At 40.6% G+C, this 25,480-nt stretch carries 26 protein-coding genes; 15 read left to right on the top strand and 11 right to left on the bottom strand.

The genetic code is table 11. The features are described from left to right. Nucleotides 1-121 precede the first annotated feature (121 nt). From NST57_RS14380 to NST57_RS14355, 6 genes are all read left to right on the top strand, one after another. Complete coding sequence (locus NST57_RS14380; RefSeq protein ID WP_341298746.1) at nucleotides 122-1,264, top strand: cysteine desulfurase family protein; 1,143 nt, start codon at nucleotides 122-124, stop codon at nucleotides 1,262-1,264. A 4-nt stretch (nucleotides 1,265-1,268) separates the two neighbouring features. Then, a complete protein-coding gene (thiI, locus tag NST57_RS14375) occupies nucleotides 1,269-2,474 on the top strand; it encodes a tRNA uracil 4-sulfurtransferase ThiI (RefSeq protein WP_341298745.1) in 1,206 nt (401 codons plus the stop codon). Nucleotides 2,475-2,563: 89 nt separating this feature from the next. After that, nucleotides 2,564-2,776, top strand: a complete 213-nt coding sequence (locus tag NST57_RS14370; RefSeq protein WP_003216385.1) for an alpha/beta-type small acid-soluble spore protein — start codon at nucleotides 2,564-2,566, stop codon at nucleotides 2,774-2,776. Nucleotides 2,777-2,996: 220 nt separating this feature from the next. Continuing rightward, nucleotides 2,997-4,577 carry an acyl-CoA synthetase MbcS gene (gene mbcS / locus NST57_RS14365; protein WP_341298744.1) on the top strand — a complete coding sequence of 527 codons (1,581 nt, stop codon included), beginning with the start codon at nucleotides 2,997-2,999 and terminating at the stop codon, nucleotides 4,575-4,577. Nucleotides 4,578-4,712: 135 nt separating this feature from the next. Continuing rightward, the gene (locus NST57_RS14360) at nucleotides 4,713-5,327 is read left to right on the top strand and encodes a LysE family transporter (protein ID WP_142155739.1); all 615 of its coding nucleotides are present in this window, start codon (nucleotides 4,713-4,715) and stop codon (nucleotides 5,325-5,327) included. A 243-nt stretch (nucleotides 5,328-5,570) separates the two neighbouring features. Continuing rightward, nucleotides 5,571-5,747, top strand: a complete 177-nt coding sequence (locus NST57_RS14355) for a hypothetical protein (protein ID WP_200831235.1) — start codon at nucleotides 5,571-5,573, stop codon at nucleotides 5,745-5,747. A 52-nt stretch (nucleotides 5,748-5,799) separates the two neighbouring features. On the opposite strand, the gene NST57_RS14350 is transcribed toward NST57_RS14355, so the two are convergent. Next, nucleotides 5,800-6,231, bottom strand: a complete 432-nt coding sequence (locus tag NST57_RS14350; RefSeq protein ID WP_142155738.1) for a MarR family transcriptional regulator — start codon at nucleotides 6,229-6,231, stop codon at nucleotides 5,800-5,802. Nucleotides 6,232-6,350: 119 nt separating this feature from the next. Between NST57_RS14350 and NST57_RS14345 the strand changes: the two genes are divergently transcribed. Together NST57_RS14345 and NST57_RS14340 are read left to right on the top strand one after the other, a co-directional pair. Further along, nucleotides 6,351-6,938 (top strand): NAD(P)H-dependent oxidoreductase, encoded by a 588-nt coding sequence (locus NST57_RS14345; RefSeq protein WP_142155737.1) that lies wholly within the window; start codon nucleotides 6,351-6,353, stop codon nucleotides 6,936-6,938. 104 nt (nucleotides 6,939-7,042) lie between these two features. Continuing rightward, the gene (locus tag NST57_RS14340) at nucleotides 7,043-8,392 is read left to right on the top strand and encodes an amidohydrolase family protein (protein WP_341298743.1); all 1,350 of its coding nucleotides are present in this window, start codon (nucleotides 7,043-7,045) and stop codon (nucleotides 8,390-8,392) included. A gap of 44 nt (nucleotides 8,393-8,436) precedes the next feature. Here NST57_RS14340 and NST57_RS14335 read toward each other — a convergent pair whose 3' ends face one another. After that, the gene (locus NST57_RS14335) at nucleotides 8,437-10,374 is read right to left on the bottom strand and encodes an ABC transporter permease (RefSeq protein WP_341298742.1); all 1,938 of its coding nucleotides are present in this window, start codon (nucleotides 10,372-10,374) and stop codon (nucleotides 8,437-8,439) included. After that, nucleotides 10,364-11,125: an ATP-binding cassette domain-containing protein gene (locus NST57_RS14330; RefSeq protein ID WP_142155734.1), complete on the bottom strand. Its 762-nt coding sequence runs from the start codon at nucleotides 11,123-11,125 to the stop codon at nucleotides 10,364-10,366. Before NST57_RS14330 ends, NST57_RS14335 begins: the two co-directional genes overlap by 11 nt. Before the next feature lie 298 nt (nucleotides 11,126-11,423). Between NST57_RS14330 and NST57_RS14325 the strand changes: the two genes are divergently transcribed. Together NST57_RS14325 and NST57_RS14320 are read left to right on the top strand one after the other, a co-directional pair. Beyond that, nucleotides 11,424-11,768 (top strand): PadR family transcriptional regulator, encoded by a 345-nt coding sequence (locus tag NST57_RS14325; protein WP_341298741.1) that lies wholly within the window; start codon nucleotides 11,424-11,426, stop codon nucleotides 11,766-11,768. Continuing rightward, the gene (locus NST57_RS14320; RefSeq protein WP_341298740.1) at nucleotides 11,759-13,003 is read left to right on the top strand and encodes an FtsW/RodA/SpoVE family cell cycle protein; all 1,245 of its coding nucleotides are present in this window, start codon (nucleotides 11,759-11,761) and stop codon (nucleotides 13,001-13,003) included. Before NST57_RS14325 ends, NST57_RS14320 begins: the two co-directional genes overlap by 10 nt. A 70-nt stretch (nucleotides 13,004-13,073) precedes the next feature. On the opposite strand, the gene NST57_RS14315 is transcribed toward NST57_RS14320, so the two are convergent. The 8 genes from NST57_RS14315 to NST57_RS14280 all read right to left on the bottom strand — a co-directional run bounded on the left by NST57_RS14315 (nucleotide 13,074) and on the right by NST57_RS14280 (nucleotide 21,594). Further along, nucleotides 13,074-14,078, bottom strand: a complete 1,005-nt coding sequence (locus NST57_RS14315; protein WP_341298739.1) for a sensor histidine kinase — start codon at nucleotides 14,076-14,078, stop codon at nucleotides 13,074-13,076. Further along, the gene (locus NST57_RS14310; protein WP_058213913.1) at nucleotides 14,078-14,767 is read right to left on the bottom strand and encodes a response regulator transcription factor; all 690 of its coding nucleotides are present in this window, start codon (nucleotides 14,765-14,767) and stop codon (nucleotides 14,078-14,080) included. Before NST57_RS14310 ends, NST57_RS14315 begins: the two co-directional genes overlap by 1 nt. Before the next feature lie 110 nt (nucleotides 14,768-14,877). Beyond that, nucleotides 14,878-15,801: an ABC transporter substrate-binding protein gene (locus NST57_RS14305; RefSeq protein ID WP_142155730.1), complete on the bottom strand. Its 924-nt coding sequence runs from the start codon at nucleotides 15,799-15,801 to the stop codon at nucleotides 14,878-14,880. 189 nt (nucleotides 15,802-15,990) lie between these two features. Further along, entirely contained in the window at nucleotides 15,991-16,590 is a 600-nt protein-coding gene (locus NST57_RS14300) for a response regulator transcription factor (RefSeq protein WP_035391139.1), read from the bottom strand. After that, the gene (locus NST57_RS14295) at nucleotides 16,587-17,723 is read right to left on the bottom strand and encodes a histidine kinase (RefSeq protein ID WP_142155729.1); all 1,137 of its coding nucleotides are present in this window, start codon (nucleotides 17,721-17,723) and stop codon (nucleotides 16,587-16,589) included. Before NST57_RS14295 ends, NST57_RS14300 begins: the two co-directional genes overlap by 4 nt. A gap of 115 nt (nucleotides 17,724-17,838) precedes the next feature. Beyond that, on the bottom strand, nucleotides 17,839-18,894 hold the full coding sequence (locus NST57_RS14290; RefSeq protein WP_341298738.1) for a fatty acid desaturase: 1,056 nt from the start codon (nucleotides 18,892-18,894) through the stop codon (nucleotides 17,839-17,841). Between the two features lie 189 nt (nucleotides 18,895-19,083). Beyond that, nucleotides 19,084-20,526: a DEAD/DEAH box helicase gene (locus NST57_RS14285; RefSeq protein WP_341298737.1), complete on the bottom strand. Its 1,443-nt coding sequence runs from the start codon at nucleotides 20,524-20,526 to the stop codon at nucleotides 19,084-19,086. A 264-nt stretch (nucleotides 20,527-20,790) separates the two neighbouring features. After that, on the bottom strand, nucleotides 20,791-21,594 hold the full coding sequence (locus NST57_RS14280) for an NAD kinase (RefSeq protein ID WP_035701998.1): 804 nt from the start codon (nucleotides 21,592-21,594) through the stop codon (nucleotides 20,791-20,793). Between the two features lie 446 nt (nucleotides 21,595-22,040). On the opposite strand from NST57_RS14280, the gene sppA reads away from it, so the two are divergent. The 5 genes from sppA to tpx all read left to right on the top strand — a co-directional run bounded on the left by sppA (nucleotide 22,041) and on the right by tpx (nucleotide 25,469). Next, on the top strand, nucleotides 22,041-23,042 hold the full coding sequence (gene sppA / locus NST57_RS14275) for a signal peptide peptidase SppA (RefSeq protein WP_142155726.1): 1,002 nt from the start codon (nucleotides 22,041-22,043) through the stop codon (nucleotides 23,040-23,042). A gap of 14 nt (nucleotides 23,043-23,056) precedes the next feature. Next, nucleotides 23,057-23,581 (top strand): RDD family protein, encoded by a 525-nt coding sequence (locus NST57_RS14270; RefSeq protein WP_341298736.1) that lies wholly within the window; start codon nucleotides 23,057-23,059, stop codon nucleotides 23,579-23,581. Nucleotides 23,582-23,681: 100 nt separating this feature from the next. After that, complete coding sequence (locus NST57_RS14265; RefSeq protein ID WP_142155724.1) at nucleotides 23,682-24,389, top strand: DUF2953 domain-containing protein; 708 nt, start codon at nucleotides 23,682-23,684, stop codon at nucleotides 24,387-24,389. 14 nt (nucleotides 24,390-24,403) lie between these two features. Then, nucleotides 24,404-24,856: a GerW family sporulation protein gene (gene ytfJ, locus NST57_RS14260; RefSeq protein ID WP_007501733.1), complete on the top strand. Its 453-nt coding sequence runs from the start codon at nucleotides 24,404-24,406 to the stop codon at nucleotides 24,854-24,856. A 112-nt stretch (nucleotides 24,857-24,968) separates the two neighbouring features. Next, nucleotides 24,969-25,469, top strand: a complete 501-nt coding sequence (tpx, locus tag NST57_RS14255) for a thiol peroxidase (protein WP_142155723.1) — start codon at nucleotides 24,969-24,971, stop codon at nucleotides 25,467-25,469. Nucleotides 25,470-25,480: the final 11 nt, after the last annotated feature.

Raw genomic sequence — 25,480 nt, 5'->3', positions numbered from 1 at the left:
GATGATATAGTGAAAATGAAAAGTTGTCAACTGCCATTTTCAGAAAATTCTCTGTCTGACTTCATTATGGTAACATATAAATGCATTTATTTTTTAAGTTTTTTTGTAAGGAGTTTAAGATATGATTTATCTTGATAATAGTGCCACAACAAAGCCTTATCCAGAGGTTTTACAAGTACATCAGCAAGTGAGTGAGCGTTTTTTTGGAAATCCGTCTTCGCTCCATCAGCTCGGCATTGATGCGAGCCGTCTATTAAGTGAAACGCGAAAACAAATCCTTCACTATACAGGCTTTACACAATATGAGATTATTTTTACTTCAGGTGCAACAGAAGCAAATAACATTGCCATCAAAGGGGCTGCTCTTGCTAAGATGAATCGGGGCAGACATATTGTCACGACAGCGATTGAGCATCCATCTGTCATCGAATCGTTTGAACAGCTGAAAACATTATTTGGCTTTGATATTTCCTATATTCAAGTAAATGAGCATGGCCGTGCAGATATGACGCATTTAAAAGAAGTGCTTCGCCCTGATACAGTGCTTGTCAGTCTCATGCATGTAAACAATGAAACAGGCGCGATTCAGCCGATAGAGGAAGCGGCCAGCATCATTCGGAAGTATGCCAAAGAGGCGATTTTTCATGTCGACGGCGTACAAGGAATTGGCAAGGTTCCGCTGCCTAAAGAGATGGATATTGATCTTTTAACGATGTCAGGCCACAAGATTCACGGCTTGAAGGGAACAGGTGCCCTCTTTTTAAAGAGGGAGATCGTGCTTGCGCCTTTTATCACAGGAGGAGAGCAAGAATTCGGCCTTCGCTCAGGGACTGAGAACCCTGCTGGAGCTGTCAGCTTAGCAAAAGCCATAAAGCAATCATTTGAACATTTAAACAAGCATCATGATGAGATGATCGCCTTAAAAACGGAGCTAGAGCAGCAGCTTGGAAAGATAGAAGGCGTCGTAATAAACACACCGCTGTCGCATAGTGCACCGCACATTGTGAATTTTTCAGTGCCAGGTATTCAAATCGAAGTCCTTCTCCATATGCTCGAAAAAGAAGGTATTTACGTTTCGACAACGTCTGCTTGTTCTGCCAAGAAAAAGGAACCAAGCCGTGTCCTGCTGGCGATGGGAAAATCAGAAGAAGTAGCCAAAAGCAGTATGAGAATCAGTTTGACATATGGACAAGGGCCAGAGCTAGCGCCGCAAATCATCACAACGATCGCACAAAGTGTGAAAAAATTAAAAGGAATGAGATAACAACATGAAGTATGACCATATTTTAGTCCGTTTTGGTGAGATTTCAACAAAAGGGAAAAATAGAAAGAAATTTATCGAAAAACTAAGACAGCATATCCGGTTTGTATTGAAAGAATTTGAAGCATTAAAGTATGCATCTGATAGAGACCGCATTACGATCATGCTAAACGGAGAAGACCCTAAACCGATTTCAGAACAGCTTAAAGGTGTATTTGGCATTCAAAGCTTTAGCCTGGCTGTAAAATGTGAGACAAATCTTGATGCCATCAAAGAAGCGGCACTCTCAGCGGTTCAGGAAGTGTATGAACAAGGAAATACATTTAAGGTCTCAACGAAACGCTCTTATAAACAATTTGAGCTTGATTCAAATGAAATGAACCGAGAAATTGGTGGACATGTTCTAAGGAATACAGACAACTTAACCGTTAATGTGAAACAGCCAGATGTTCACTTGCGAATTGAAATAAGAGAACACGCGACGTACATTACATTTAAAGATGTAAAAGGTGCAGGCGGACTGCCAGTTGGTTCAAGTGGAAGAGCGATGTTGATGCTCTCTGGCGGATTTGACAGCCCAGTGGCCGGCTATCAGGCAATGAAACGAGGCATTCAAATTGAAGCTGTTCATTTCTTTAGCCCACCTTATACAAGTGAACGTGCCAAGCAAAAGGTCATTGATCTAGCGGAATGCTTAGCTGCTTATGGAGGCGAAGTCAAGCTTCACATCGTTCCTTTTACGAAAATCCAAGAGCTCATTCACAAACAAGTACCAGAAAACTATACGATGACTTCAACGAGAAGAATGATGCTCAAAATTGCAGATAAAATAAGAGCCAAGCGTGATGCGCTTGCCATTATTACAGGTGAAAGCCTTGGTCAAGTGGCAAGTCAGACACTTGAAAGCATGTATGCCATTAATCATGTCACAAACACACCGATCATTCGCCCGCTGATTGCCGTGGATAAGAATGACATTATCGAAGAAGCGAGACGAATTGGCACATATGAGACAAGCATTCAGCCATTTGAGGATTGCTGCACAATCTTTACGCCGCCATCTCCAAAAACAAAACCAAAGCTTGAAAAGGTAGAACGCTACGAAAGCTTTGCTGAATTCGAGCCAATGCTTGACGAGGCAGTGGAGCAGATCGAAACAATCGTCGTCACAAATGAAAAGAAAGCAGCTGACAAATTCGCTGATTTATTCTAAATAAAAAATTTCATAATAATTACCATAAAATCAATCGCATGAAGTCATGTGTTTCTACACATTCTATATTCACAAGGAGGTGAGAACACATGGCTCAACAAAACAGACAAAGCAGTTCTAATCAATTAGTCGTTCCAGGCGCTGCACAAGCGATCGACCAAATGAAGTACGAAATCGCTTCAGAATTTGGCGTAAACCTTGGACCAGAAACAACAGCTCGCGCTAACGGATCAGTTGGTGGAGAAATCACTAAGCGTCTTGTATCTTACGCTCAACAACATATGGGTGGCGGATCTTTCTAAGACACACAATTAAAAAGCTATGGCTTATGAGCGGGTTCATTCCCGCTCTTTTTTTGTACATAAATTGTTAGAATATTTTTAAAAAAGAAGACGAAATGAAAAAATTATGGCATAATACTAGGAGTAGGTCCTAATTCAAGCATTTTTCAGTTATGAGTGTTAGAATAGGTAAATTGAAACATGATTCGTTTCATAGAAAGAGGCTAAAAGGAGCTGTACCATGAAAAGAGAAGACTTAATTGCACCAGAACAATATAACTTAGTCAGTGAGATTGAAGCGTTCAGTCATGACCAGGAGAAAATCGCCCTGCACTGGCAGGACGGAAATGGCCATGAAGCGCATGTGACATATGCAGCATTAGTAGAAGAGGCGAATAAAATTGGTCATGTTCTATTAAATGCAGGCTTTAAAAAAGGCGATAAAATCATTGTGATGGTGCCGCGTATGCTAGAGGCATACAGCATTTATTTAGCCATTTTAAAAACAGGAATGGTTGTAATTCCTTGTTCAGAAATGCTTCGCGCTAAAGATATAGATTACCGAATTGAGCATGCAGAAGCAAAAGGAGCAATTGTTTACGCATCATTCATTCAATCATTCGACGGAACCAATCAGCCAAAAGATTTTAAAACATTCTCGATTGGTGAGAATGATCATGGCTGGACAAATATTGTTGCGCAAAAGGAAGAGCAATCAAGCGAGTTAAAAATGGCAGAAACAACACGTACGGACATGGCGTTTCTATCTTATACATCAGGCACAACAGGTAATCCAAAAGGGGTTGTTCATACACATGGCTGGGCGTATGCACATTTACGTACTGCGGCCAAAGCATGGCTCTCCATTAATGAAGGGGATAAAGTATGGGCAACAGCAGGACCAGGCTGGCAAAAATGGGTGTGGAGTCCTCTCTTATCTGTTTTAGGAAGCGGAGCAGAAGGTTTTGTTTATGGAGGGAAATTTAATCCGAATACGTACCTAGAGCTGCTTCAAAAAAATGAAATCAATGTTTTATGTTGTACACCAACTGAATATCGCTTTATGGCAAAAGTCGACGACCTCAGTCAGTACGAGCTGCCAACATTGCATAGTGCTGTTTCTGCGGGAGAGCCGCTCAACCGTGAAGTCATCGATACGTTCAAAAAACATTTCAATATCGAAGTGCGAGATGGTTACGGGCAAACAGAAAGCACGCTGCTGGTCGGGGTGCTGAAAGGAATGGACATCAAGCCGGGCAGTATGGGCAAACCAACACCTGGCAATGAAGTAGAGATCATTGATGAGAATGGCCAGATCTGTGCTCCAGGAGAAATAGGTGACATTGCCGTTCATCTTGAAACGCCGGCTTTATTCAAGGAATACTACAAAGATGCAGAGCGTACAACGGCGCAGCGCCGCGGGGATTACTTTATTACCGGTGACCGTGCGAAAAAAGATGAAGACGGGTATTTTTGGTTTGAAAGCCGCAGGGATGACATCATCGTCAGCTCAGGTTATACAATTGGCCCGTTTGAAGTCGAAGATGCACTGATTAAACACCCAGCAGTGAAAGAATGTGCTGTCGTGGCAAGTCCAGATGAAATCAGAGGATCAATCGTGAAAGCATACGTTGTCCTGCGAGATGCATCTGCACAAAGCGATGAGCTGATTAAAGAGCTGCAAACACACGTGAAAAATACAACAGCACCGTACAAATATCCAAGAGAAATCGAATTCATTGACGAGCTACCAAAAACTCCGTCAGCGAAAATTCGACGTGTCGAGCTGAGAGAAAGAGAGCTTGCACGAAAATCATCATGACAGTAGAAACAATAAGCGTCTGGATGGAAAACATCCAGCGCTTTTTTTATTGGACAAATCAAATAAGTAAATTTCGTTCATGATGTTTTATGTTGAAATGTGTAAGAATTATTTGAAAAGGAGAATGTTCTGAAGATGTCGATTGCGATTATTCATGGAATTGTGCTTGCCTTTGGTCTTATTTTACCTTTGGGCGCGCAAAATGTATTTGTATTTCAGCAAGGAGCCCTTCAGCCTCGATTATATCGCGTGCTGCCAGTGGTCATCACAGCCGCCCTCTGTGACACACTTTTAATTACTTTAGCTGTCATTGGAGTTTCGGTTGTTGTTCTCACCGTTCCGATCTTGCAAATAGCACTTTTTATCATTGGATTTTTCTTTTTACTTTATATGGGGTGGTCAGTTTGGAACACGAGCTCTGCATCAGGCAATCAAGAAAAGATGGACTTGATGCCTGTGAGAAAACAAATCGTATTTGCCTGTTCCGTTTCACTATTAAACCCTCATGCGATTCTCGATACGATTGGCGTGATTGGAACGAACTCCCTTCAATATCATGGGGCGGAAAAATTGGCATTTACCGCAGCCTGTATAATCGTCTCATGGTTATGGTTTATTGGTCTTGCCCTTCTCGGGAAAATGTTAGGGAAGCTAGATACAAACGGCAAGTGGATGAACCGTATCAATAAAGCCTCAGCCGTCACGATTTGGCTGGTTGCATTATATATCGCCTATCAGCTTATTGGATAAAGGATACATAGAGCAAAAGAGACGTGATGCGCGAAATGGATGCTGAACATGTCATGGGAAGAAGCGTTGGATGGAAAACATCCGGCGCTTTTTTATTGTCTACTATCTCGGGAGAAGCTTCAGTTACATCCTGTTCATTTTTATCAGACATGCTGACGATTCAATTACCTGGAGTAAATGATCAAAATAGGATCTATGCTACACTATAATAAATGTATTTTATTGGATGTGGAGGTTTTCAAAATGGCTCATAAAGAACAGCATAAAGGGGCAGTGCTTGCTGTCTTTGATACATTGACGTTTGGTGTACCAGTTTTGCTGTGGAATTTATATAAGAATACGAATAAAACATTGAAGCTGATGATCCCGCTTATTCCAATAGTAGGTTTGATCACTTATCTTTTAGCATCTCTTCACTAACGTTTTCTCAAATGATCTGCATGAGCGTATCGCTCATGCTTTTTTCATTGGCTCATTTTTTGAAAATGGTTTGATTTAACAGACGGAGGGCTTGTACAATATCATCCATTTGATTTTGGTCAGAGGGAGAAAGGCTGTCCATGAGCATCGATTCAATTTGTTGAAATGCTTTGTCCATACATGTGCGGCCTTTGTTAGACAGCTTAATAACATGTTTTCGTTTATCTTCTTTGTCTTCTTCCCTATCGATGAATTGTTTTTCGTGAAGCTTTTTTAACTCTCTGCTGACATTTGGAAGAGACATGTGCTGACAGTCGGCGATTTCACTAGGTGTTAGCGGCTCACTGACGGCTAGCTGCTCCAGAATCAAATATTGTAGGGTGGTTAGATCTGATGGTTTCACCTTGCTCATCATGGCATGTTTTAGCTCAGAAAAAGTAGAAGCAAATGCGACGAACTCTTTGAAAAAATGTGGGTTTTTCATCATTTTTCACCTCCTATGTACCATATCAAATTTATTATCAAAAAACAATTATCATTTGACAAGTAAATGAGAGAGGTGTATGCTATTTGTTATCGAATGATAACTAAAGGAGACGAGCCATGAATGTACTCATTATTTATACTCACCCCCATCACAACAGTTTAAATGGTGCTTTTTTAAAAGAAATCCTTAAAGGCAGTGAAGGAAATCCAAACGTCCAAGAAGTGAAAATCATCGATTTATACCAAGAGAAATTTGATCCTGTACTTATTTTTCATGAAGAGAAAAAAAGACGTGATATGCATAAGGACCCTGAAATTCAAGATTATCAAGAGAAGATCAAATGGGCAGACAACATCGTGTTTGTTTATCCGATTTGGTGGGGGCGGCCGCCAGCCATGCTACTTGGCTTTATTGATCGAATGTTTGCAGCGAATTTTGCTTACCGTCAAACAGGGGGGCTGCTTCCAGAAGGTTTGTTAAAAGGAAAGAGGGCTGTTTGTGTATCGACAATGCAAGGCCCGACTCACTACCCTTTCTTCTTTTTGCAAAATGCCCACAAGATGTTAATGAAACGCGCTCTTTTACAATATGTCGGAATTAAACCGGTGAAGTTCTTTGAATTTGGCATGATGGAAAGTCCAAAAGGGAAGCACGACGTGAAATTAAAACGGATATACAACTATTTTCGGAATATCAGCTCATAAAACCATATCCCTTGAGTCACTTTTCTTCTAATTTGAACCTGTTATGTCTTAAAATGACAGAGAGAGTGAGTGATTCATTCTCTTATTTGAAAAGGGGGATATGGATGAAGAAAACATTGTTTAAAGATGCAGCTCTTATCACACTTGATCCATCTTTAGGTTTTCTAGAGAAGGGAGATCTATTAATTGAAGGGGCACATATTGTAGAAGTCGGACCTTCGATTGAAGCAAGCGGTGCTGATGTTGTTGATGCGTCTGACATGGTCATCATGCCAGGGCTTGTGGATACACATCGTCATGTGTGGCAGTCTGTCATACGGGGGATCGGAACAGATTGGTCTTTGCAAACGTATTTGAGCAAAATTTATTATGGCAACTATGGGGCGATGAGACGTCCATCAGATGATCGAATTGCTAATTATTTAGGCGCATTAGAGGCGTTAGATGCAGGAGTGACCACATTTTTCGACTGGACGATGATCAATTCTATGGATCATACAGAAGAACTCATTGGAGGTTTAAAAGATGCGGGTATTCGAGCGGTCTTTGGTTTTGGTACCTCTGGAGATGCAGCGTATTGGGACAGAGAGAGTACGCTCACGAATATGGAAGACGCAGCCCGCGTGAAACAAAAACATTTTCAATCGTCGGATCAGCTGCTGACGATGGGACTTGCCATTCGTGGACCTGAGTTTTCTTCATGGGAGACGACCGTCTTTGAAATTGAAACAGCGAGATCACTAGATGCATTATGCAGTATGCACATTGGCTTTGGAAATTGGGGAGCGTCGGATCGATCGATTGAGCGGCTTCATCAAGCAGGGCTGCTCGGGCCTGATTTGAATATGGTGCATATCAATGCAATTGATGCAGATCAAATGAAGATGTTAGCTGGTAGCGGAAGCTCCATCTCTATTACACCTGAGATTGAGATGATGATGGGACACGGATATCCTGTCACAGGGCTCGCCATTGACAATGGTGTTCTGCCAACGCTTGGTGTAGATGTGGTGACAGCGACAGGAGGAGATTTATTTACCCAAATGAAATTCGGACTACAGGCGGAGCGGGCGATTCAAAATCAATCTTTATTGATGGAAGGGACGATGCCAGGACCTGAACTTGGATTGTCTGCTCAGCAAATGCTTGAAGCAGCCACAATAAACGGGGCTCGTGCCTTGAAGCTTGATGACAAAATCGGCTCTCTCACACCTGGAAAAGAAGCTGATTTTATTTTGATCGATCGGACAAGCATGAATCTTCTTCCGATGACAGATCCAGCTGGGGCAGTTGTTCAAACGGCACACCCTTCAAATGTTGATTCTGTCTATGTGGCTGGAAAAGCAGTGAAACAAAATGGGAAGCTGGTTGGAGTGAACTTAGAAGAGGTCAAACAAAAAGCTTATGCGGCAAGAGATCACATTTTATCGCATCAGTTTGAATCAACAAAATGAATGAAGCACAATATCCCCATAGGCCAGTGCCTATGGGGAATACTTTACAACGATTCTTTAATGACTTTTTTATAATATTGGACAGATAGGAATCCGAAGACGGAATACAAAACGGTATAAATTGTCATGACAATCAGCATAGGAGTCCACAGTTCGCTGCCAAATAAAAACCAGCCAGATTGTACAGCAAAGTAGCTGTGCAGCAGTCCGACGAGAAGCGGAATGCCAAAGTTGAAGAGCTGTTTGAGCCGAATACCTTTTAAGAGATCTTTCTCCGTAAAACCAAGCTTACGCAGAATCGTGTATGAGCTTTGTTCCTCTTCACTCTCATTCATCTGTTTAAAGTATAAAATACAGCCTGATGTCACAAGGAAGCTGAGGCCTAAAAATCCGACTACAAACATCATCAATCCGATGGTTTGTTTTTGTTGCTGAGCTGAAGCCAATTGAGACATGCTGTTGTCACCTAGTTTTAAAGAGGTAAACACATCATTCGCTTGTTCAAGGTTTTGATCATCTTTTATATTGACTGCGTGATATTGATTATTCTCAATCTGAAGTTTAGGATCTTTCTGCTGGTTAAGCTGCTCAAAGACACTTTGACTGACGACAGCAACAGGTAGACCACCAAACGTGAAGTTGTAAGAGATGAGGTAATCTTTCTTCATATCAATGACCTTTAAATCAAGGGGTTTCTTAATAAGTAGTTTCACATCACCTGAACTTTGAATCGGCATGAATTTCTTCAATAAATCACTGTAGCCGCTTAAGATGACTTCGTTGCTTTTCACATGAATATTTGGTGCGTTTTTCTCACTGATCACAGGTAGAGTTAAGACACCTGGATCATTATTCATATTTTTAATCTCTGAATCCATGATCTTTTTTGCGTCAAACTTCGCTTGAATGACCTTGAACTGCTTTGTTTCATACGCAATATGTTTGTCAGAAAGTGCACGAGTGAAGGTGTTGGCTTCTTTCTCAGATCCCATGACGAAATGTGATGGGATCTGTTGTTCAGCGGTTTTTTCTGCTGAGTAATAGGAAATGTAGCTTAAAGATAACAACCCGATGGCAAGTGCAGATACCGTTGTAATAATCGTTAAAAGCAGTGCGTTTGATTTTAACCGGAACATAATAGATGACAGAGACAGGACTTCATGAATGGCGAGATAGCCATTTTTTCTTTTACGTACGATATTGGCAATGAATGAAACAGAGCCTTTATAGAAAAGAAAGGTACCGATAATGACAGAGCCAAGAATATAAATCATCGCTAAAAGTAACGCAATCATGGACGTATATGTGCCGGTAAAAAGCTGAGAAGAAATATAATAGCCTGAGCTGATGAATGCAATGCCTAGAACCCCGATGATGATTTCAAAGACAGAGATTTTTTTCACACGCTGCTCTGTGGATGACGTGGTTCTAAACAAAGATAAAATCGTCTGTCTATTAATAAACCATCGATTTCTTAACATGATCAATCCATAGATGATGAAAAAGACGATCAGTGTCTGCAAAAGGGCCATTCCTGAAAAATGCAGGTTGGCGATGGCGTTCACGCCGGTTACTTTAAATAGCACCATCAGCATGAGTTTTGAACCGATAAACCCAGCTATGATACCAACAGCCATAGAGAACACGTATAGAATGAAATTTTCTGCATGGAGCAGCTTGGCAATATTTTGTTTCGTCATTCCAATGAGCTGCAAGAGGCCGATTTCTTTTCCTCTACGTTTGATGAAAATGCTATTTGCATATAAAAGGAAGATGCCGACGATGGCGATTAGCAGAATAGAAGCGGCTTTAATTGACGCACCGCCTTTAATAGACCCTTTCACATCATCAAGTGCTGGTGAATACTGCAAGGTGACAAAGGAAAAATAGAGCGCCACACTAAATACGAGTGCAAACACGTATAAATAGTAATTTTTCAAGTTTTTCTTCAGATTGCGGAAGACGAGCTGATTAATGTTCATGCTTCACACCGCCTAAAACACCTTGCGTTTTCATAATATCCTCGAAAAACATCTTTCTCTCTAGTGCGCCTTTATTCAATTGTGTATAGATCTGTCCATCTTTGATAAAAATCACTCGTCTTGAATAACTGGCTGCAACAGGGTCATGGGTCACCATGACAATGGTTGCTTTGCGCTTGTGATTGAATTCTTGCAGCTTGTTCAGTAAGTCAGACGCAGATTTGGAATCAAGTGCTCCGGTTGGTTCATCAGCAAAAATAAGACTTGGTTCATGAATAAAGGCACGGACCGCAGATGTCCGTTGCTTTTGTCCACCAGACAATTCATTTGGATATTTGTCTCTTAGTTCATAAATCCCCATATCCTCTGCAAGCTGTTGAAAGCGTTCAAATGCCTCTTTTTTAGGCGTTTTGGAGATGGATAAGGGCAAGAGGACGTTCTCTTTAACCGTGAGTGTATCAAGTAAGTTATAATCCTGAAAAACAAAGCCAAGCTGTTTTTTTCTAAATTCAGCGAGCTGCTGATCTTTCATTTGCGTCATTTCTGCATCTGCGATCCGAATCGATCCGCTGGACACATGATCAATTGAGGACAATACGTTCAAAAGGGTCGTTTTCCCCGAGCCTGATGGCCCCATGATGCTGACAAATTCTCCAGCTTCTATCGTCAAATCAATGCCTTTCAGCACCTCTTGTTTATTGAATTTATTTCCATAGCTTTTATATAACTTGCGAGCTTCTAAAATGTTCATCTGTCGAACCCCTTTTTTATTTAATTGATATCCCTAGTATAAAAAGAAGCCGATCAGACTTCCTGCGATTTGACGAACAAAACAGACGAGCATGTGACATTGTTGTCACATGCTTGTTTGATATGTCAAAGCCTTATGTAGAATTCAGATTGTTATTCAATTATTTTATCTGTTTTTCGCTATGATGTATCAAATTTCTTGTTTTTTTCTGATGAACCTTTACAGAGTATTTGATTTCATGTAAGATATGCATATCAAATATATGCATAGTAAATCTATGTATTAGAGGTGACGATGGATGAAAGTGAGTAAAGAGCTTCTAAAGGGGAGTACAGCTACCCTTATTTTAAGCTTACTAAATGAAAAGCCAATGTATGGTTATGAAATGATTAAGGAATTGGAGTCGAAATCTGAAGGGATTTTTAGCTTTAAAGAGGGAACCATTTATCCTATTTTGCACACTTTGGAGGGGAAGGGGTTCATTGTGTCTTACTGGGGTGAAGGGAATGGCAATCGAAAAAGGAAGTATTATCGGATTAATGAACAGGGCAAAGCGTTTATGAAGGAAAAGAAGGAAGAATGGCATGTGTTCAAAGATGCAGTAGATGGCGTTTTGAACGGGGAGAAAGTCGTATGGGACTAGAGAAAAAATTTGAACAATATATAAAAAATGTGTGTAAACGAATCAAAAATAAAGACGTACATTCAAGTATAAAGCTTGAGCTTCGTGATCATTTATACACACTGAAAGAGGAAGCGGTCAGTGCGGGCATGTCAGAAGAAGAGGCGGTAGATCAAGCGCTCGATCAAATTGGAGATGCAGCCATACTCGGAATGCAGCTTCATGAAACACACAAAACTCAAGTTGATTTTAAAACGATACTTCTTGTATTAGCTACTTGTTTATTTGGGCTGTTTGTAATGTATTATTTTCAGTTTCATTCTCATTTACTGCATTTTCAAGACACGAATATCTTTTATAAAAGTCTCATTTACTATGTATTTGGTCTTGCGTTGATGTTTGGGCTGTTTGTTTTTGATTATCGGCGCTTTTTACCCTATTCGTGGCATTTATACATAGGAACGATTGGAATGCTGATTCTTACAATGATGATTGGGACAAGAGTGAACGGTATTCTCTTTTTAAGCTTAAATAATGGATCGATCAATCTGACTGAAATTTTTCCATTTCTGATGATTATTTCGTTAGCGGGCATTTACCAATCTTGGAACTGGAACAATGGTTTCAAGTCCTGGTTAGGGTTAGCGATTGTCACTTTACCCATTATTTTATTACATATAGTCGGATCTCTTTCTGCAACCATCACCTTTATGGTCATATGCATAACGATGATGTATGTATCTCATGCAAAAATGAGACAGCTTATTTCGTTTACAGCAGCAGGTATTGTCTATCTCATTGTTCAATTATTTTCTCTTTATCAAGCTGATATGTCCCACTATTACCAATACTCACTTCATGAATTTGGCTCAAATGGTTTTCAGATAAATCCGTACGCATTGTATGATGTTCACACTGATTGGATGTTGACGTATATCATTTATTCATTTGGATGGTTCGCAGGATTGGCCGTTTTTATGTTGTTTGTGATTTTTATTTATAGAGTAGTTCATACAGCGAAACGAGTTCAATCTGCTTATGGCAAAATGTTAATGATTGGTTTGGCAGCCACATTTGCAGCAAAATTTATCTTGAGTATTTTCGCAAACTTTGGATTATTGCCTATATCAGGAGTTTCCATGCCTTTTATGAGCTATGGGGGGTCTCATATTCTTCTAGAAATGATGTCAGTCGGTCTGCTAATGAGTATTTATAGAAGAAAACAGCTAGGAGAAATGTGCCGTGAAGTAGCATGATATAGCTGTATAAAATAACCCAATCTCTCCGATGCACCTTTGAAGAGATTGGGTTTCTTGAACTGCATGTTCACATGCTCGCAATATGAACAAAATCATTCTTTTTCGGAAAGATAAAGGTAAAAGTTGTCCCTTGATCTATTATGGAGTTGACCTCGATCGTGATATGAAGAGCGTCAGCTCCCTTTTTGGTTAAATAGAGCCCCATGCCTGTGGAGGCCGTGTCATTGTGATGTCTTGTGGAGGTAAAGCCTTTTTCAAAAATACGGGACACGTCTCTTGGATCAATTCCTCTACCTTGATCTGTGATGGTGAGCACCACTTGTTCGTTCATTTGTTTGCTTTCGATGATAATGTCAGATGAATGGCTGTACTTGACTGCGTTTGTCAGCACTTGTCTGATCATAAAGGATAACCATTTTGTATCACTTAATACGTCTCGCTCTTCTAATAAAAGGTCAAAGCCAATTCCTTTTTGCATACACCACGATTGGAGCGCTTTGATTTCTTTCGTTAGCATGTTTTGGAGATCCAGTTTTTCAATAAATAAATCATTTTCAATATGTTGGATCCTGCTTTGATGCAGCTGTGCATCAAGGAGTAAATGTATTCTAAGCCATTCATATGTCATATTTGATTTGAGCGGCTGTTCTGTTATGCGGTCAATCATTAAATGCATCGCTGTGAGCGGCGTTTTCACCTCATGTATCCATGAGAGCAGTTCATCTTTTTCTTCTTCCAGCGCAGTCTTTTGCTTAGCTGTCATCTGGCGGTATCGGTCGATTTGCTCTGACGCTGCCTCCTGTACAATTTGTTCAAAAGGGGAAGAGGGTTTGAGACGCATTTGATGGTCTATGTTTTCATCCCATTCTTTCAGTTGTTCATAATAAGCGGTTTCTTTCCGGTAACGAAAAAAAAGAAAGACAATGAAGAGTAATGTAGACAAAAGCACGATATAAAAAAGAGAAGCGAGTGGAATCGTTGTATCCAAATAAGCAACAAAGAGAATGAGAAGCTGCAAACTAAGAAAGAACAAGATCCAGCTTCTTCGTTCTTTTAGAAATGCTTGCAGCATCATTGATCATCCTTTTCCTTTGCAAGATAACCTTGACCTACCTTTGTTTCAATGAAGGCGCCAAGGGAGATTTCGTCTAGTTTTTTTCTAAGGCGGTTGACGTTTACAGTGAGTGTATTGTCACTCACGAATCGTTCATCTTCCCATAATGCTTGGATGAGAGATTCCCTTTTGACGATATGATTTTTATGCTGAATCAATTCTTTGAGAATGAAAAACTCATTTTTGGTTAATTCAACCTCACCGTCTTCATTCGCCACTGTATTATTTTCGAGGTCAAGGGTAGCGCCGCACCAAACTTTTAAGTTGGCAGGTTCGGCATTATAATCATGGACTCGGCGAAGAACAGCACTTACTTTGGCGATGAGAACGTCAAAGTGAAAGGGCTTTTGTACAAAATCATCGGCTCCAAGCTGCATCGACATGACCATATCAGCAGGATGATCACGAGAGGAAAGAAAGATGATGGGCACATTGGAATGATGCCGAATCATCCGGCACCAATGAAAGCCATCGTACTTTGGCAGCTGAATATCAATAATGACTAAATCAGGCTGGATGGAAGTGAATTCCTGCATGACCTGTTGAAAATTGTTGATCCCATACACATCATAAGACCAGTTAACTAAACGTTCTTTGATTTCTTGAAAGAGGGTTGTATCATCTTCAATCAGTAAAATTTTAAACAAAACGAGCACCACACTTTTTAAATTAGCTTGTACATCATTGTAGCGGAAAATAGGCACTCCCGCTAGAAGCAGACAGCAAAAAAGCAAGGGAAGAGGTCCCTTGCTTCGGTTTATTTACCTAAAAAGTGCTTTTTAAAGAATGATAGTTGATATTCAAGTGTGAGCGGGTCATTAAAGTAAAACTCTTCCGCATTTGCTTCATACACACGATGTTTTTTCACAGCAGGAATGGACTTATAGATTTCACTGTTTTGATAGGAATTGTCCATCTCGCTGTTTTTGCTAATGATCATATAGTCTCCGGCAAATTCAGGGATGACCTCTTGTGACACCGCATAATAACCAGCTTTTAATGCTTTTTCTTTTACTTTTTCCGGCATTTTTAGTTTCATTGCTTGGTAGAGGATTTCTGTTCCGCGTCCCCATGCATCTCCAAAGACGTAAAGATCTTTTGTGCCGCTTTCAAAGACAGATACGGTTGCATCTTCACCGATTTTTGCTTTGATTTCTTTGCCAGCTTCAGCTGCGCGTTTTTTGAAATCCTTGACCCATGCTTCTGCTTCTTTTTCTTTGTTTAAGACTTTTCCAATTTCAATATGTTGCTGAAGGTAATCGACTTTGTTATATGTGAATAAGACGGTTGGGGCGATTTTTTTTAGTTTTTCTACATTTTTTGCACCGCTTAAACCGATGATGACATCAGGCTTTAGCTTCATGATTTTTTCTACATTTTCATCGGATACTTCTTCCACATTTTTTAATTTCTTTTTGAAACGTGGATTCTTTTTTGACCAAGAGTCAACACCCACAAGGTTCACACCAAGTGACAAGACATTTCCTGTATAAGAGGCGAGAACAACAACACGTTTTGGATTTGCTGGCAGCTTCACAGGTCCATTTTCAGACTGATATGTAATCGTGTCCGATGACGTTGATTGATTTTTTCCTTTATTTGAGGAAGAGTTGCTGCTATTGCCACATGCGCTCAACGCAAGTACGAAGATGAGCATCAGAGGGAACAATATTTTCTTCATGAATGTAAACTCCTTTGAAATCGGCACATCAGCCGTGTATTTGGTTGTATGAGTGATAATGATAATTATTATCACTCAGATATCATACCATAGAAGTGAGGTTTGTTGTCAATGATATTTTAGCAGTGGATAGAGGAATAATGATAGAAAGAAAAAAGATCAAGGCAGTGTATGACCTGATCTTTTTTCTTATTTAAACCAGCCTTTTTCTTTTGAACGAGTAATGGCTTCAATTCGGTTTTTGACTTCTAGTTTATCTAAAATAACGGATATGTAGTTTCGGACAGTGCCGCTTTTAATGCTGAGTTCCTTGGCGATTTCTTTTGTGTTTTTTCCGTCTGCGACGAGTTCTAGAACCGACTTTTCTCGTTCAGTTAAAGGATTTTCGTCGCTGTACAAGTCTTCCATTAATTCAGGGGCGTACACCTTTTTCCCTTTCATCACGCTGCGGATGGCACTTGCTAAATCCTCGCTTGGGCTGTCTTTCAACATGTAGCCGCTAACGCCAGCTTTCAGTGCTCTTTGAAAATAGCCAGAACGGGCAAAGGTTGTTAAAATGATGATCTTCACATCAGATTTTTTGAGTTCTTCAGCGGCATCGAGACCAGATTTTCCTGGCATTTCAATATCCATTAAACAAATGTCGACCGGATGTTTTTTAGCAAAATCAATGGCGTCCTGACCGTTTGTGCCTTTTCCAACAACCGTCATATCGTCTTCTAAATCGAGAAGCGATCCAAGAGCACCGAGCAGCATTTGCTGGTCCTCTGCGATAAAGATGTTAATCATTTTATTTCCTCCTTATCTTTCGCTGCTGAATCATTTGGAATGCTCATGATCAGCTTCGTCCCGTCTTTTGTTTCAATGTGCAGGCGTCCATTTGCAAATTCCAATCTTTCTCTAATCCCTAAAAGGCCATGTCCCTTCGTTTGAGAGGAGGGATCACCGCCTTTAAATGTGCCGTTATCCTCAACTGTAATGACAACTTCCTTTGACTTTTGATGAATCGTGATTTGACAGACAGTGGCGTCACTATGCTTGACGACATTCGTTACGGCTTCTTTGATGCACATGCTCACAATGTTTTCGTTAAGAAGAGAGATGTGTTTCGGCGCTTCCTTTTCATCATAAATCATGTCAATACAGGCGGCTTCAAGTATTTGCTTGATGTTCAATATCTCATCTTTGATCCGAATGCCTTTCATGGAAGAAACAATTTTTCGCACTTCATTGAGAGATGTTCTGGCGGTTTGCTGGACGCTTTTCAGCTCAGCACGAGCCTGCTCAGGATCTTTATAGACGAGTTTGCGGGCAAGATCACTTTTTAAACCGATAAGAGAAAGCTTTTGTCCAAGGGTGTCATGCAGATCACGTGCGATACGCTGCCTTTCTTCAATCTTTACAAGATCGGCGATCCGTTCATTGGCATTTTCTAATTTCTCTTCAAGGCGTTCACGTTCTTTTCGGCTTCGAATGCTGAGAGGAAGGAGAATGGCACTAATAAGTGTGATCACAACAAAAGGAATTTGTGTGAGAAACCAGCCCTTTTTTAAAATCAAGCTAAAGTTCACGGCTACGGCGGCGCTCCCTAGATGAATATAGTATAAAATATAAAAAGGGACTTTTCTTTTAATGTGCCCATTGAAATAGGCGATGCAAAAAGCGAAATAAATGTAGCTGTAGAGCATCACATAGCCAGTCGAAATCGCAATCAATAAAAGACCGAAGACATATAAAGACCAGCCTTTTGCGACAAAGGCAAAACGATACACTCCGAAAAAAACCACGTTCAAAATAATGCCAATGACAATACCTAAAGTCGTAGGCGTCTTTAAAATAAAATAGAAGGGCAGGATGAAAAAAATGGCCCATATATAGGGGGAAATCCCATGCAATTTTTGAATTTTAAACTGTTTTTTCATCCGTGTGCCACCTTTTCCGTTTTCGTTCTTTTCCTTACTTTATCAAATTCAACTTACGGTTGCATCCTGTAAATGGCAACAAGCTCCTTCTAGAGTAAGAAAGAGCTTGCACCAATTATGCATTTTTCTTTAGAATGTCTCCTTTAATGACAGGTGCGGGCATCTTCTTAGATTGCCGTGCTTCTTTAAAGGTAACGAATGCTTTCGTTTCTTCATCCCAAAGTCTAAATTTCATTGATTCGATACTTGTTTTTAAAGTGATGGTTGGCACATTTTGAAGCGGCTCACTATGATCATGTGCATGCTCCAAGTGATAATTCGGTACCCTCGGACTTAAATGATGAACATGGTGATAGCCGATATTGCCTGTTAACCATTGAAGAAGCTTTGGCAATTTGTAAAAAGAACTGCCTTCTACTGCCGCCTGCACATAATTCCAATGTTCATCTGCTTCAAAGTAAGAATCTTCAAATGTATGCTGCACATAAAACAGCCATACGCCGATTGATCCTGAGATCAGGAAGATTGGACCTTGGACAAGCAGGAACTCCTGCCAGCCAAAAAGAAGACACGTTGCAGCTGCTAGTGCAATGATGCTCACGTTTGTGAAATGCGTGTTCCAGCGCTCTTTTTTACGAGCATTTTTGACGTTGAAACGGTTTTTTAAGAGAAATACAAAGATCGGTCCTAAAATAAACATCACAAAAGGATTACGGTAAAATCTGTAGCGAAACTTCGTCCAAGCTGATGCTTCTTGATATTCTTTGACTGTCAGGAGCCAAATGTCGCCAGTACCTCGTTTGTCTAGATTACTACTCGTGGCATGGTGAATTGAATGATCTCTTTGCCATTGAAGATAAGGGAAAAGGGTGAGTACACCCGTTATGAAACCAAACAGGTGATTCAGCGGCTTCTGTTTAAAAAAGGATTGGTGGCAGCAGTCGTGAAAAATAATAAAGACACGTACTAAAAAACCAGCTGCAATCACCGCAAAGAAGAGGGTTAAAAGGTAGGAGATGTTCAGGCTATAATAGGCAAGAAACCAAAGCCCCAAAAATGGAATAAATGTATTAAAGAGTTGCATGATACTTTTTTTTGAATCAGCACCAGAAAATTGACCTACTTGTTTTCTTAAAGTCGCTTGCTGCTGTGTGTTTGTTGAAGTCGTCATGAACGTTCAAGTCCTTTCCGTTTCTTTCTACTTCAAAGTATAGAAGGAAAGGTGTCATGCTCATAGTAGCACCCATCATGTATTCAATATGACATTTGTCATGTTGGACGCAGAAAAGGCTGATGGTTCAAGGGTTGTAAGCTTATTTTATTTTAAATAAAAAAAGTAAAGGCGCTTAGCCTTCACTTTTTATGCACGTGCTTCATGTACTTTTAACTGCTTTCCTTTAATGGTTGTGTGGCGCATGGCGTTCAGCACAAGAGGGCCTTTGCCGTTAAGAATATCGACGTATGTTTTCGTATCTTGGATGGTAATAATTCCAATGTCATCAAAGGCAACGCCGTCTATTTTGGCAATGGTCCCAACGAAATCAACAGCCCGCAGCTTCTTTTTCTTCCCGCCGTTAAAATAAAGCTTCATTATATTTTTTTCAACGCCTGCCTGTTTATTTTCCTTTTGAATCGGCGTTTCAATCTTTTCTTCAAAGCGTTCGACATGCTGCTCTGCTTCTTCCTTTGTTGGGGATGGCTGCGTCTTGAAATCAATACCTGCTTCCTCTTTTAATTCATCAATCAGAGGTTTTGCATTTCTCGTCATAAATGCAATGGTTTTCCCGCTTTTTCCCGCTCTGCCTGTTCTTCCTGTTCGGTGAATATAGCGCTCTTTTTCATAGGGGAGGTCATAATGAATCACATGTGTCATATCACTGACATCAATACCCCGGGCTGCTATATCGGTTGCGATCAAATAACGGAACTCACCGTTTTTGAATTCATCCATGACAGCGAAACGGTCTTCCTGTCTCATGCCTCCATGAATTTTGTCACAGGGCACATCCCACTCATCAAGCTTCATTGTGAGTTCGTTCACTCGGTCCTGTGTATTACAGAAAATAATGCAGCTATCTGGATTTTCAATCACGATCGTACGCTGAAGAAGAGAGAATTTTGCTTCTTCTTCTGTTTCAATCACGGTGTGGGTGATTTGTGGAACAGACGTTTCTTCCTGTGCAATTTCAATCACTTTTGGTGATTGTAGAAACTGTTCACTTAATTTCTTCATCTCATCAGACATCGTCGCTGAAAATAACATCGACATCCGCTTTGGCGGCAGATGTTGAATAATAGAAGAGACTTGATCAATAAATCCCATGTTCAGCATTTCATCCGCTTCATCTAACACGAAAAATTTAAGGTTTTCTAAGGAAAGAGTACCTTTCTCAAGGTGATCCAACACTCGTCCTGGTGTTCCGCATACAATGTGGTTCTTTTGTGCAAGCTCTATTTTTTGGGCTTGAAAAGGGGCTTTTCCAAAAATGGCTGCGGCTTTGATTCTTTTCAATCGTCCAAGGCTTGTAAGGTCCTGTTTGACCTGCATGGCAAGTTCTCTTGTTGGGACGAGGATGAGGGCTTGAGGTTTATTCTCAGCCCAATCCACCATTTCACAAATTGGCAGACCGTAGGCTGCTGTTTTGCCACTGCCTGTCTGAGATTTGACAATGAGGTCCTGCTTTGAAAAAGCAACGGATAATGTCTCGTGCTGGACGGGTGTAGGTGTATGAAAATGAAGCGCTTCTAGCGCTTGTTTCAATTCATCGCTTAATGGATATTGATCAAAATGTTGTAATGGCATCGTGTTCTCCTTTTCGTACATGTATACTTGTGACATCATACCATATCTTTTCAAAGACACCATGACCTTGAATGAAAAGACATGAAAAAAAGCCCCGTAAAGGAGCTTTTCGCGTGTAGACAAACCCTCGCATTCGGTGTCAGATTTGCGCTCCGGTACTCACGAATGTCAAATTCGCTCCGTTCCGGTGCTCACTCTTCCTAGACTTCAAAGGTTTTCTATCACGCTGAAAAGAAAACAAAAGCCCCGTAAAGGAGCTTTTGATTAAAGGAATCTGCGTTTTACTTTTTCCCAGTAGGAGTTGTCTTTTAATTTCACTGTTTTAATGACTTTTCCTGAAAGGCCAATGTCGATTTGTTTGACGTGTTTTGTGCCAAGCGCTTCGTTATCAAGCCCGATAATCGGATGGTCGTTCCCGTCTTGCACAACTTTCAGCGTTAGCTTACGATCACTGCTTAAGATGAAAGGAGCACCGAGTGTACGGTACGAGTTGTTGTTTAGCGATGCAAGCTCTGTAACTTGCATACAAGGGAGCATCGGATCAACCACGGCACCGTTTACCGATTTATTGTAGGCTGTTGAGCCAGTCGGCGTGGAAATAATCATCCCGTCGCCTCTAAAGGTTTCAAAATGGAAATCATCTATATACACATCGATGACAAATGTTTTAATGATGCTAGAGCGGATCGACAGTTCGTTTAAGCAATGGAACTGGTTGATACTGTCAACGCTTACATCGATGATCGGATATTTTCTCACTTCAATCTGTTCAGTGTTCATGGCATCAATCATTTGATCAAAATGTTCTAACGAAAAATCGCAGTATAGGTGCGAATTCTCTGTTTTTGATACCCCTACATACAAGCAGTCATCCCGGAAGTTCGTTTTGCGGACCGCTTGAAGAAAGGTGCCATCTCCACCAATAGAAGCGATGATATGGGCATCTTCTGCACGCTTTACGACGTGAAAGCCTTGATCGGTAGCGAGCTTCTCCAGAGAAGAAATGTGTCCATCCAATTCATGATCTTTTTTGTAAAAGAAAAATACATTGCGACGATTGTCTGTCATTGACGTTCTCCCCTTTGTTGTCAAAAATAGATTTCTAGTAGTAAAGGGCTTACATAGAAAACCCTTGTTCATATTTTACACTTTTTTCATATGAAAGTAAAAATATTAGAAAGACGCATATCATGAGAGAAGCTCCCTTTTTTAGAAATGAGTCATTGTAAGTGATTAGATAATGCTGGATTTGAGCATAATTTAACAGCTCATTTTGGAAGAAAGAGAGGTCTGGGCGTTTCGTTGTGAAGATAGTCTGAGCTATTAGATATAGGGAGAGGATAAAATAGCCAATTTTTCATCATGACGAGCAAATGATAGAAGATGTAAAGTTGATCATGATTTCACATCGGTGCTATCATGTTGAAATGAAATGTAAAAAAACCACAGTTTCTGTGAAACATTTCATGTGTGTATTCGTATGAACGAAGTGAGACAAAAAGGAGGAGAAAGAAATGAATGCGAAAAGATGGGTAGCCTTAATCATTGCACTTGGTGTTTTCGGCTTTTCGATTGTGATTAGTATCACGACGGCCTTGTATGAAAGCTTCAATGATAATAAGATGAGCTATCAATTTGGGGACGAAATCGAAGAAAAGGTACTAGAGGATGGCAGCGGAGCGAGTAAAATTGCTGTACTTGAGATTAATGGTACGATTCAAGATAACGGCGGTGCATCTAGCCTTTTAGGCGGGGAAGCGTATGATCATCGTGCGTTCTTAAAAGAATTAGATAAAGCAAAAGACGATGCGTCTGTCAAAGGTGTCTTGCTGCGCGTCAACTCTCCTGGCGGCGGTGTCTATGAAAGTGCTGAAATACATAAAAAATTAGAAGAAGTAAAAAAAGCGAAGAAACCAATTTATGTTTCCATGGGTTCAATGGCGGCTTCTGGCGGCTATTATGTATCCACTCCAGCGAAAAAAATCTTTGCTTCACCTGAAACGTTAACAGGCTCTCTAGGGGTCATCATGCAAAGCTTGAATTATGCAAAGCTGGCAGATAATTTAGGCATTAAATATGAAACCATTAAAAGTGGAAAATATAAAGACATCATGTCTCCAAATCGTGATATGACAAAAGATGAGCGCGACATCATGCAGAGCATGGTCGATAACTCGTATGAAGGTTTTGTGAAAGTGATCTCTGAAGGACGCGGGATGTCAAAACAAAACGTCAAGAAAATTGCTGACGGCCGAGTCTATGACGGAACACAGGCGAAATCAAACGGATTAGTGGATGAGCTTGGATACTATGAAGATGCGCTAAAAGCAATGAAGAAAAATGAAAAAGGCTTAAAAGGAGCAACAGTGATCAGCTATTCACAAAGCTTTGGCTGGAACTCTCTTTTCAACATGAGTGCAAGCAAGCTCTTTAAAAGCGAAATTGATTTTCTGAACTTAAAAGAAACACTGGCTGGCTCAAATGGGTCTAAACCGATGTATCTCTATTCAAAATAAAGGAGGGATCATAGATGGATTCTACATTCGATGAAGTAACGGAAAGTCGCAGCCAAGAGAAAGAATCAGGGCCGGCTCTTGCGAAGCGCACTTCAATTGAAGCGCAGGCTTTTGCAGGTTTCTGGATTAGATTTTGGGCATTTATCCTAGATTGGCTCGTCGTATGGGGTGTTAACCATTTGACGGTTTCTCCAATCTTTAGTGTCTTTGGCTGGTCAAAAGGTGGAGGCTGGTTTTCCCCATTTTCCGTCACAACCACAATTGTCTTTCTGCTTTATTTTGCGATCATGACGAAGATTTTCCAACAAACACTTGGAAAGATGGTGTTTGGAATCAAAGTCGTCTCACTTCAGCCTGAGAAGAAGCTGTCATGGGATGTCATTTTCTTTAGAGAAATTGTGGGGCGATATATTAATACGCTTTTTGTTCTCTATGCTGTGGTTGGGTTCACGCCGAAAAAGCAAGGGGTTCATGACTACTTTGCAGATACGGTGGTCGTTCATGAACATTTATATGAAAAAACAGAATCAAACGCATAATCAAGGAGAGTTTGGCCGGGTACCGGTCAAACTCTTTTTTTAATGATTGGGTATAAAATCCAGAAGGAAAGCCATAATCGTAGAGGAAGCATCATTTGTTATGGAGGAAGTGAGCACAGTGCTGTACGTTTGGATCGCAGCTTTTTTGTTCCTTGTGATCTTATTGATCTTTATGAAAGTGACCATTTCACTGGACTATTCACATGCAAATGACAATGACCATATTGCGGTGAAGATCGTCACCTTATATGGAATTGTCAGACTGAAGAAAGACATTCCGATGGTGAAAGTGAATACGGAAGATCAAACGATTGATATTCGTGAAAAGAAAATGGCCAGCTCCAAAACGCCGAGTCACGAAAAAGAAACCACACATAAAAAAGTAGGAAAACGTGATGTAAAGGAAATCCTTCATCAAATGGAGCGTATTACAAAAGAGATTGTCGATCTAAACCGGATCATGCGAAAGTTCTTCATTCATATAAAAATCGTCTCATTTCACTGGTCCACGTGGATTGGTTTTCATGACGCAGCTTTAACAGGTGTAGCAGCCGGGGGTGTGTGGTCAGTCAAAGGAGCACTTCTTGCCTTTATGCAGGAGCATCTCACCTTTAAGCACAAGCCCGTCTATGAAGTGATTCCCACTTTTCAGCACAATGTATCACAGACACACTTTGCATGTATAGCTTATTTTCGGATTGGACATGCTATGCTTGCAGCCATTCGATTACTTGTCCATTGGTTAAAAGGGAGAAAGGCGAGAAAAAATGCCTCTCTTCAAGCAACGAAGAATGAATCATCTGTTTAAGGAGGAACCCGAAAATGGCAGATCATCCAATCCAAGGTCTGATGAAGACAGCGATGGAAAACTTAAAAGAAATGATTGATGTGAACACGATCATCGGCGATCCAGTCGAAACCCCTGATGGCAGTGTCATTCTCACTGTGTCAAAGGTTGGTTTTGGATTTGCAGCCGGCGGCAGTGAATTCAACGGTAATCAAAAGAAAGAAAAACGGTCTGATGAACAAGAACGAAAAGAACCGAGACTCCCATTTGGAGGCGGAAGCGGTGGCGGAGTATCGATTACACCAATCGCCTTTTTAATTGTGGGAACAAATGGCGTTCGAATGCTTCATTTGGATGAACACACACATCTGCTCGATAAAATATTGGATTCTGCTCCTCAAGCAATTGAACGTCTTCAGCACATGTTTAAGAAGGATGAACGGGAGCATCGTCACAAAGAACGAAAACTAGATGACATAGACCTCTAAAAAGTTAGCTGCCCTGCAGTTAACTTTTTTTTCAAAATGGACGATTAGGCTTTGCAGTTTTTTGCTTTCTCTACTATGATAGAACCATACATTTGATAAGGGAGGAATTGTTTTGGCATCGATCACATTTAAAGGGAGCCCAGTAACGCTTGTAGGAAATGAAGTGAAAGTAGGCGAGCAGGCTCCAGATTTCACGGTATTAACGAACTCACTAGGGGAAGTTTCACTTTCTGATTTAACAGGAAAAGTGACGATTATCTCAGTGATTCCTTCTATTGATACAGGTGTGTGTGACGCACAAACAAGACGTTTCAATGAAGAGGCAGCCGGTTTAGGTCCAGTCAATATTTATACCATTAGTGCAGACCTTCCATTTGCACAAGCACGCTGGTGCGGAGCAAACGGAATTGAAAATGTCGAAACATTATCTGATCATAGAGATATGTCATTTGGTGAAGCGTTTGGTGTATATATGAAAGAATTGCGTTTATTGGCGCGTGCGGTCTTCGTATTAGACCCAAACGGAAAAGTGGTTTACACTGAGTACGTAAGCGAAGCAACAAATCATCCAAATTATGAAAAAGCCATTGAGGCTGCGAAATCACTGTTATAAAAGCAGCATCG

The sequence above is a fragment of the Bacillus sp. FSL M8-0077 genome, from assembly GCF_038050255.1.
Taxonomy (GTDB): Bacteria; Bacillota; Bacilli; order Bacillales; family Bacillaceae; genus Bacillus; species Bacillus altitudinis.
Note: the sequence above shows the minus strand (reverse complement) of the source record. Positions and strands in the feature narration are given on the sequence as shown.

Bases quoted from the DNA above. Each gene is read 5' to 3' on its own strand.
- NST57_RS14300 (WP_035391139.1), bottom strand. From the start codon at position 16,590: ATGATTAACATCTTTATCGCAGAGGACCAGCAAATGCTGCTCGGTGCT.
- NST57_RS14325 (WP_341298741.1), top strand. From the start codon at position 11,424: ATGAAAGTGAGTAAAGAGCTTCTAAAGGGGAGTACAGCTACCCTTATT.
- sppA (WP_142155726.1), top strand. From the start codon at position 22,041: ATGAATGCGAAAAGATGGGTAGCCTTAATCATTGCACTTGGTGTTTTC.
- NST57_RS14335 (WP_341298742.1), bottom strand. From the start codon at position 10,374: ATGAACATTAATCAGCTCGTCTTCCGCAATCTGAAGAAAAACTTGAAA.
- NST57_RS14370 (WP_003216385.1), top strand. From the start codon at position 2,564: ATGGCTCAACAAAACAGACAAAGCAGTTCTAATCAATTAGTCGTTCCA.
- NST57_RS14285 (WP_341298737.1), bottom strand. From the start codon at position 20,526: ATGCCATTACAACATTTTGATCAATATCCATTAAGCGATGAATTGAAA.
- NST57_RS14305 (WP_142155730.1), bottom strand. From the start codon at position 15,801: ATGAAGAAAATATTGTTCCCTCTGATGCTCATCTTCGTACTTGCGTTG.
- NST57_RS14315 (WP_341298739.1), bottom strand. From the start codon at position 14,078: ATGCTGCAAGCATTTCTAAAAGAACGAAGAAGCTGGATCTTGTTCTTT.
- NST57_RS14320 (WP_341298740.1), top strand. From the start codon at position 11,759: ATGGGACTAGAGAAAAAATTTGAACAATATATAAAAAATGTGTGTAAA.
- NST57_RS14360 (WP_142155739.1), top strand. From the start codon at position 4,713: ATGTCGATTGCGATTATTCATGGAATTGTGCTTGCCTTTGGTCTTATT.
- NST57_RS14330 (WP_142155734.1), bottom strand. From the start codon at position 11,125: ATGAACATTTTAGAAGCTCGCAAGTTATATAAAAGCTATGGAAATAAA.
- NST57_RS14355 (WP_200831235.1), top strand. From the start codon at position 5,571: ATGGCTCATAAAGAACAGCATAAAGGGGCAGTGCTTGCTGTCTTTGAT.
- NST57_RS14380 (WP_341298746.1), top strand. From the start codon at position 122: ATGATTTATCTTGATAATAGTGCCACAACAAAGCCTTATCCAGAGGTT.
- NST57_RS14340 (WP_341298743.1), top strand. From the start codon at position 7,043: ATGAAGAAAACATTGTTTAAAGATGCAGCTCTTATCACACTTGATCCA.
- thiI (WP_341298745.1), top strand. From the start codon at position 1,269: ATGAAGTATGACCATATTTTAGTCCGTTTTGGTGAGATTTCAACAAAA.
- NST57_RS14290 (WP_341298738.1), bottom strand. From the start codon at position 18,894: ATGACGACTTCAACAAACACACAGCAGCAAGCGACTTTAAGAAAACAA.
- NST57_RS14270 (WP_341298736.1), top strand. From the start codon at position 23,057: ATGGATTCTACATTCGATGAAGTAACGGAAAGTCGCAGCCAAGAGAAA.
- NST57_RS14280 (WP_035701998.1), bottom strand. From the start codon at position 21,594: ATGACAGACAATCGTCGCAATGTATTTTTCTTTTACAAAAAAGATCAT.
- NST57_RS14350 (WP_142155738.1), bottom strand. From the start codon at position 6,231: ATGAAAAACCCACATTTTTTCAAAGAGTTCGTCGCATTTGCTTCTACT.
- NST57_RS14265 (WP_142155724.1), top strand. From the start codon at position 23,682: ATGGAGGAAGTGAGCACAGTGCTGTACGTTTGGATCGCAGCTTTTTTG.
- mbcS (WP_341298744.1), top strand. From the start codon at position 2,997: ATGAAAAGAGAAGACTTAATTGCACCAGAACAATATAACTTAGTCAGT.
- NST57_RS14345 (WP_142155737.1), top strand. From the start codon at position 6,351: ATGAATGTACTCATTATTTATACTCACCCCCATCACAACAGTTTAAAT.
- NST57_RS14295 (WP_142155729.1), bottom strand. From the start codon at position 17,723: ATGAAAAAACAGTTTAAAATTCAAAAATTGCATGGGATTTCCCCCTAT.
- ytfJ (WP_007501733.1), top strand. From the start codon at position 24,404: ATGGCAGATCATCCAATCCAAGGTCTGATGAAGACAGCGATGGAAAAC.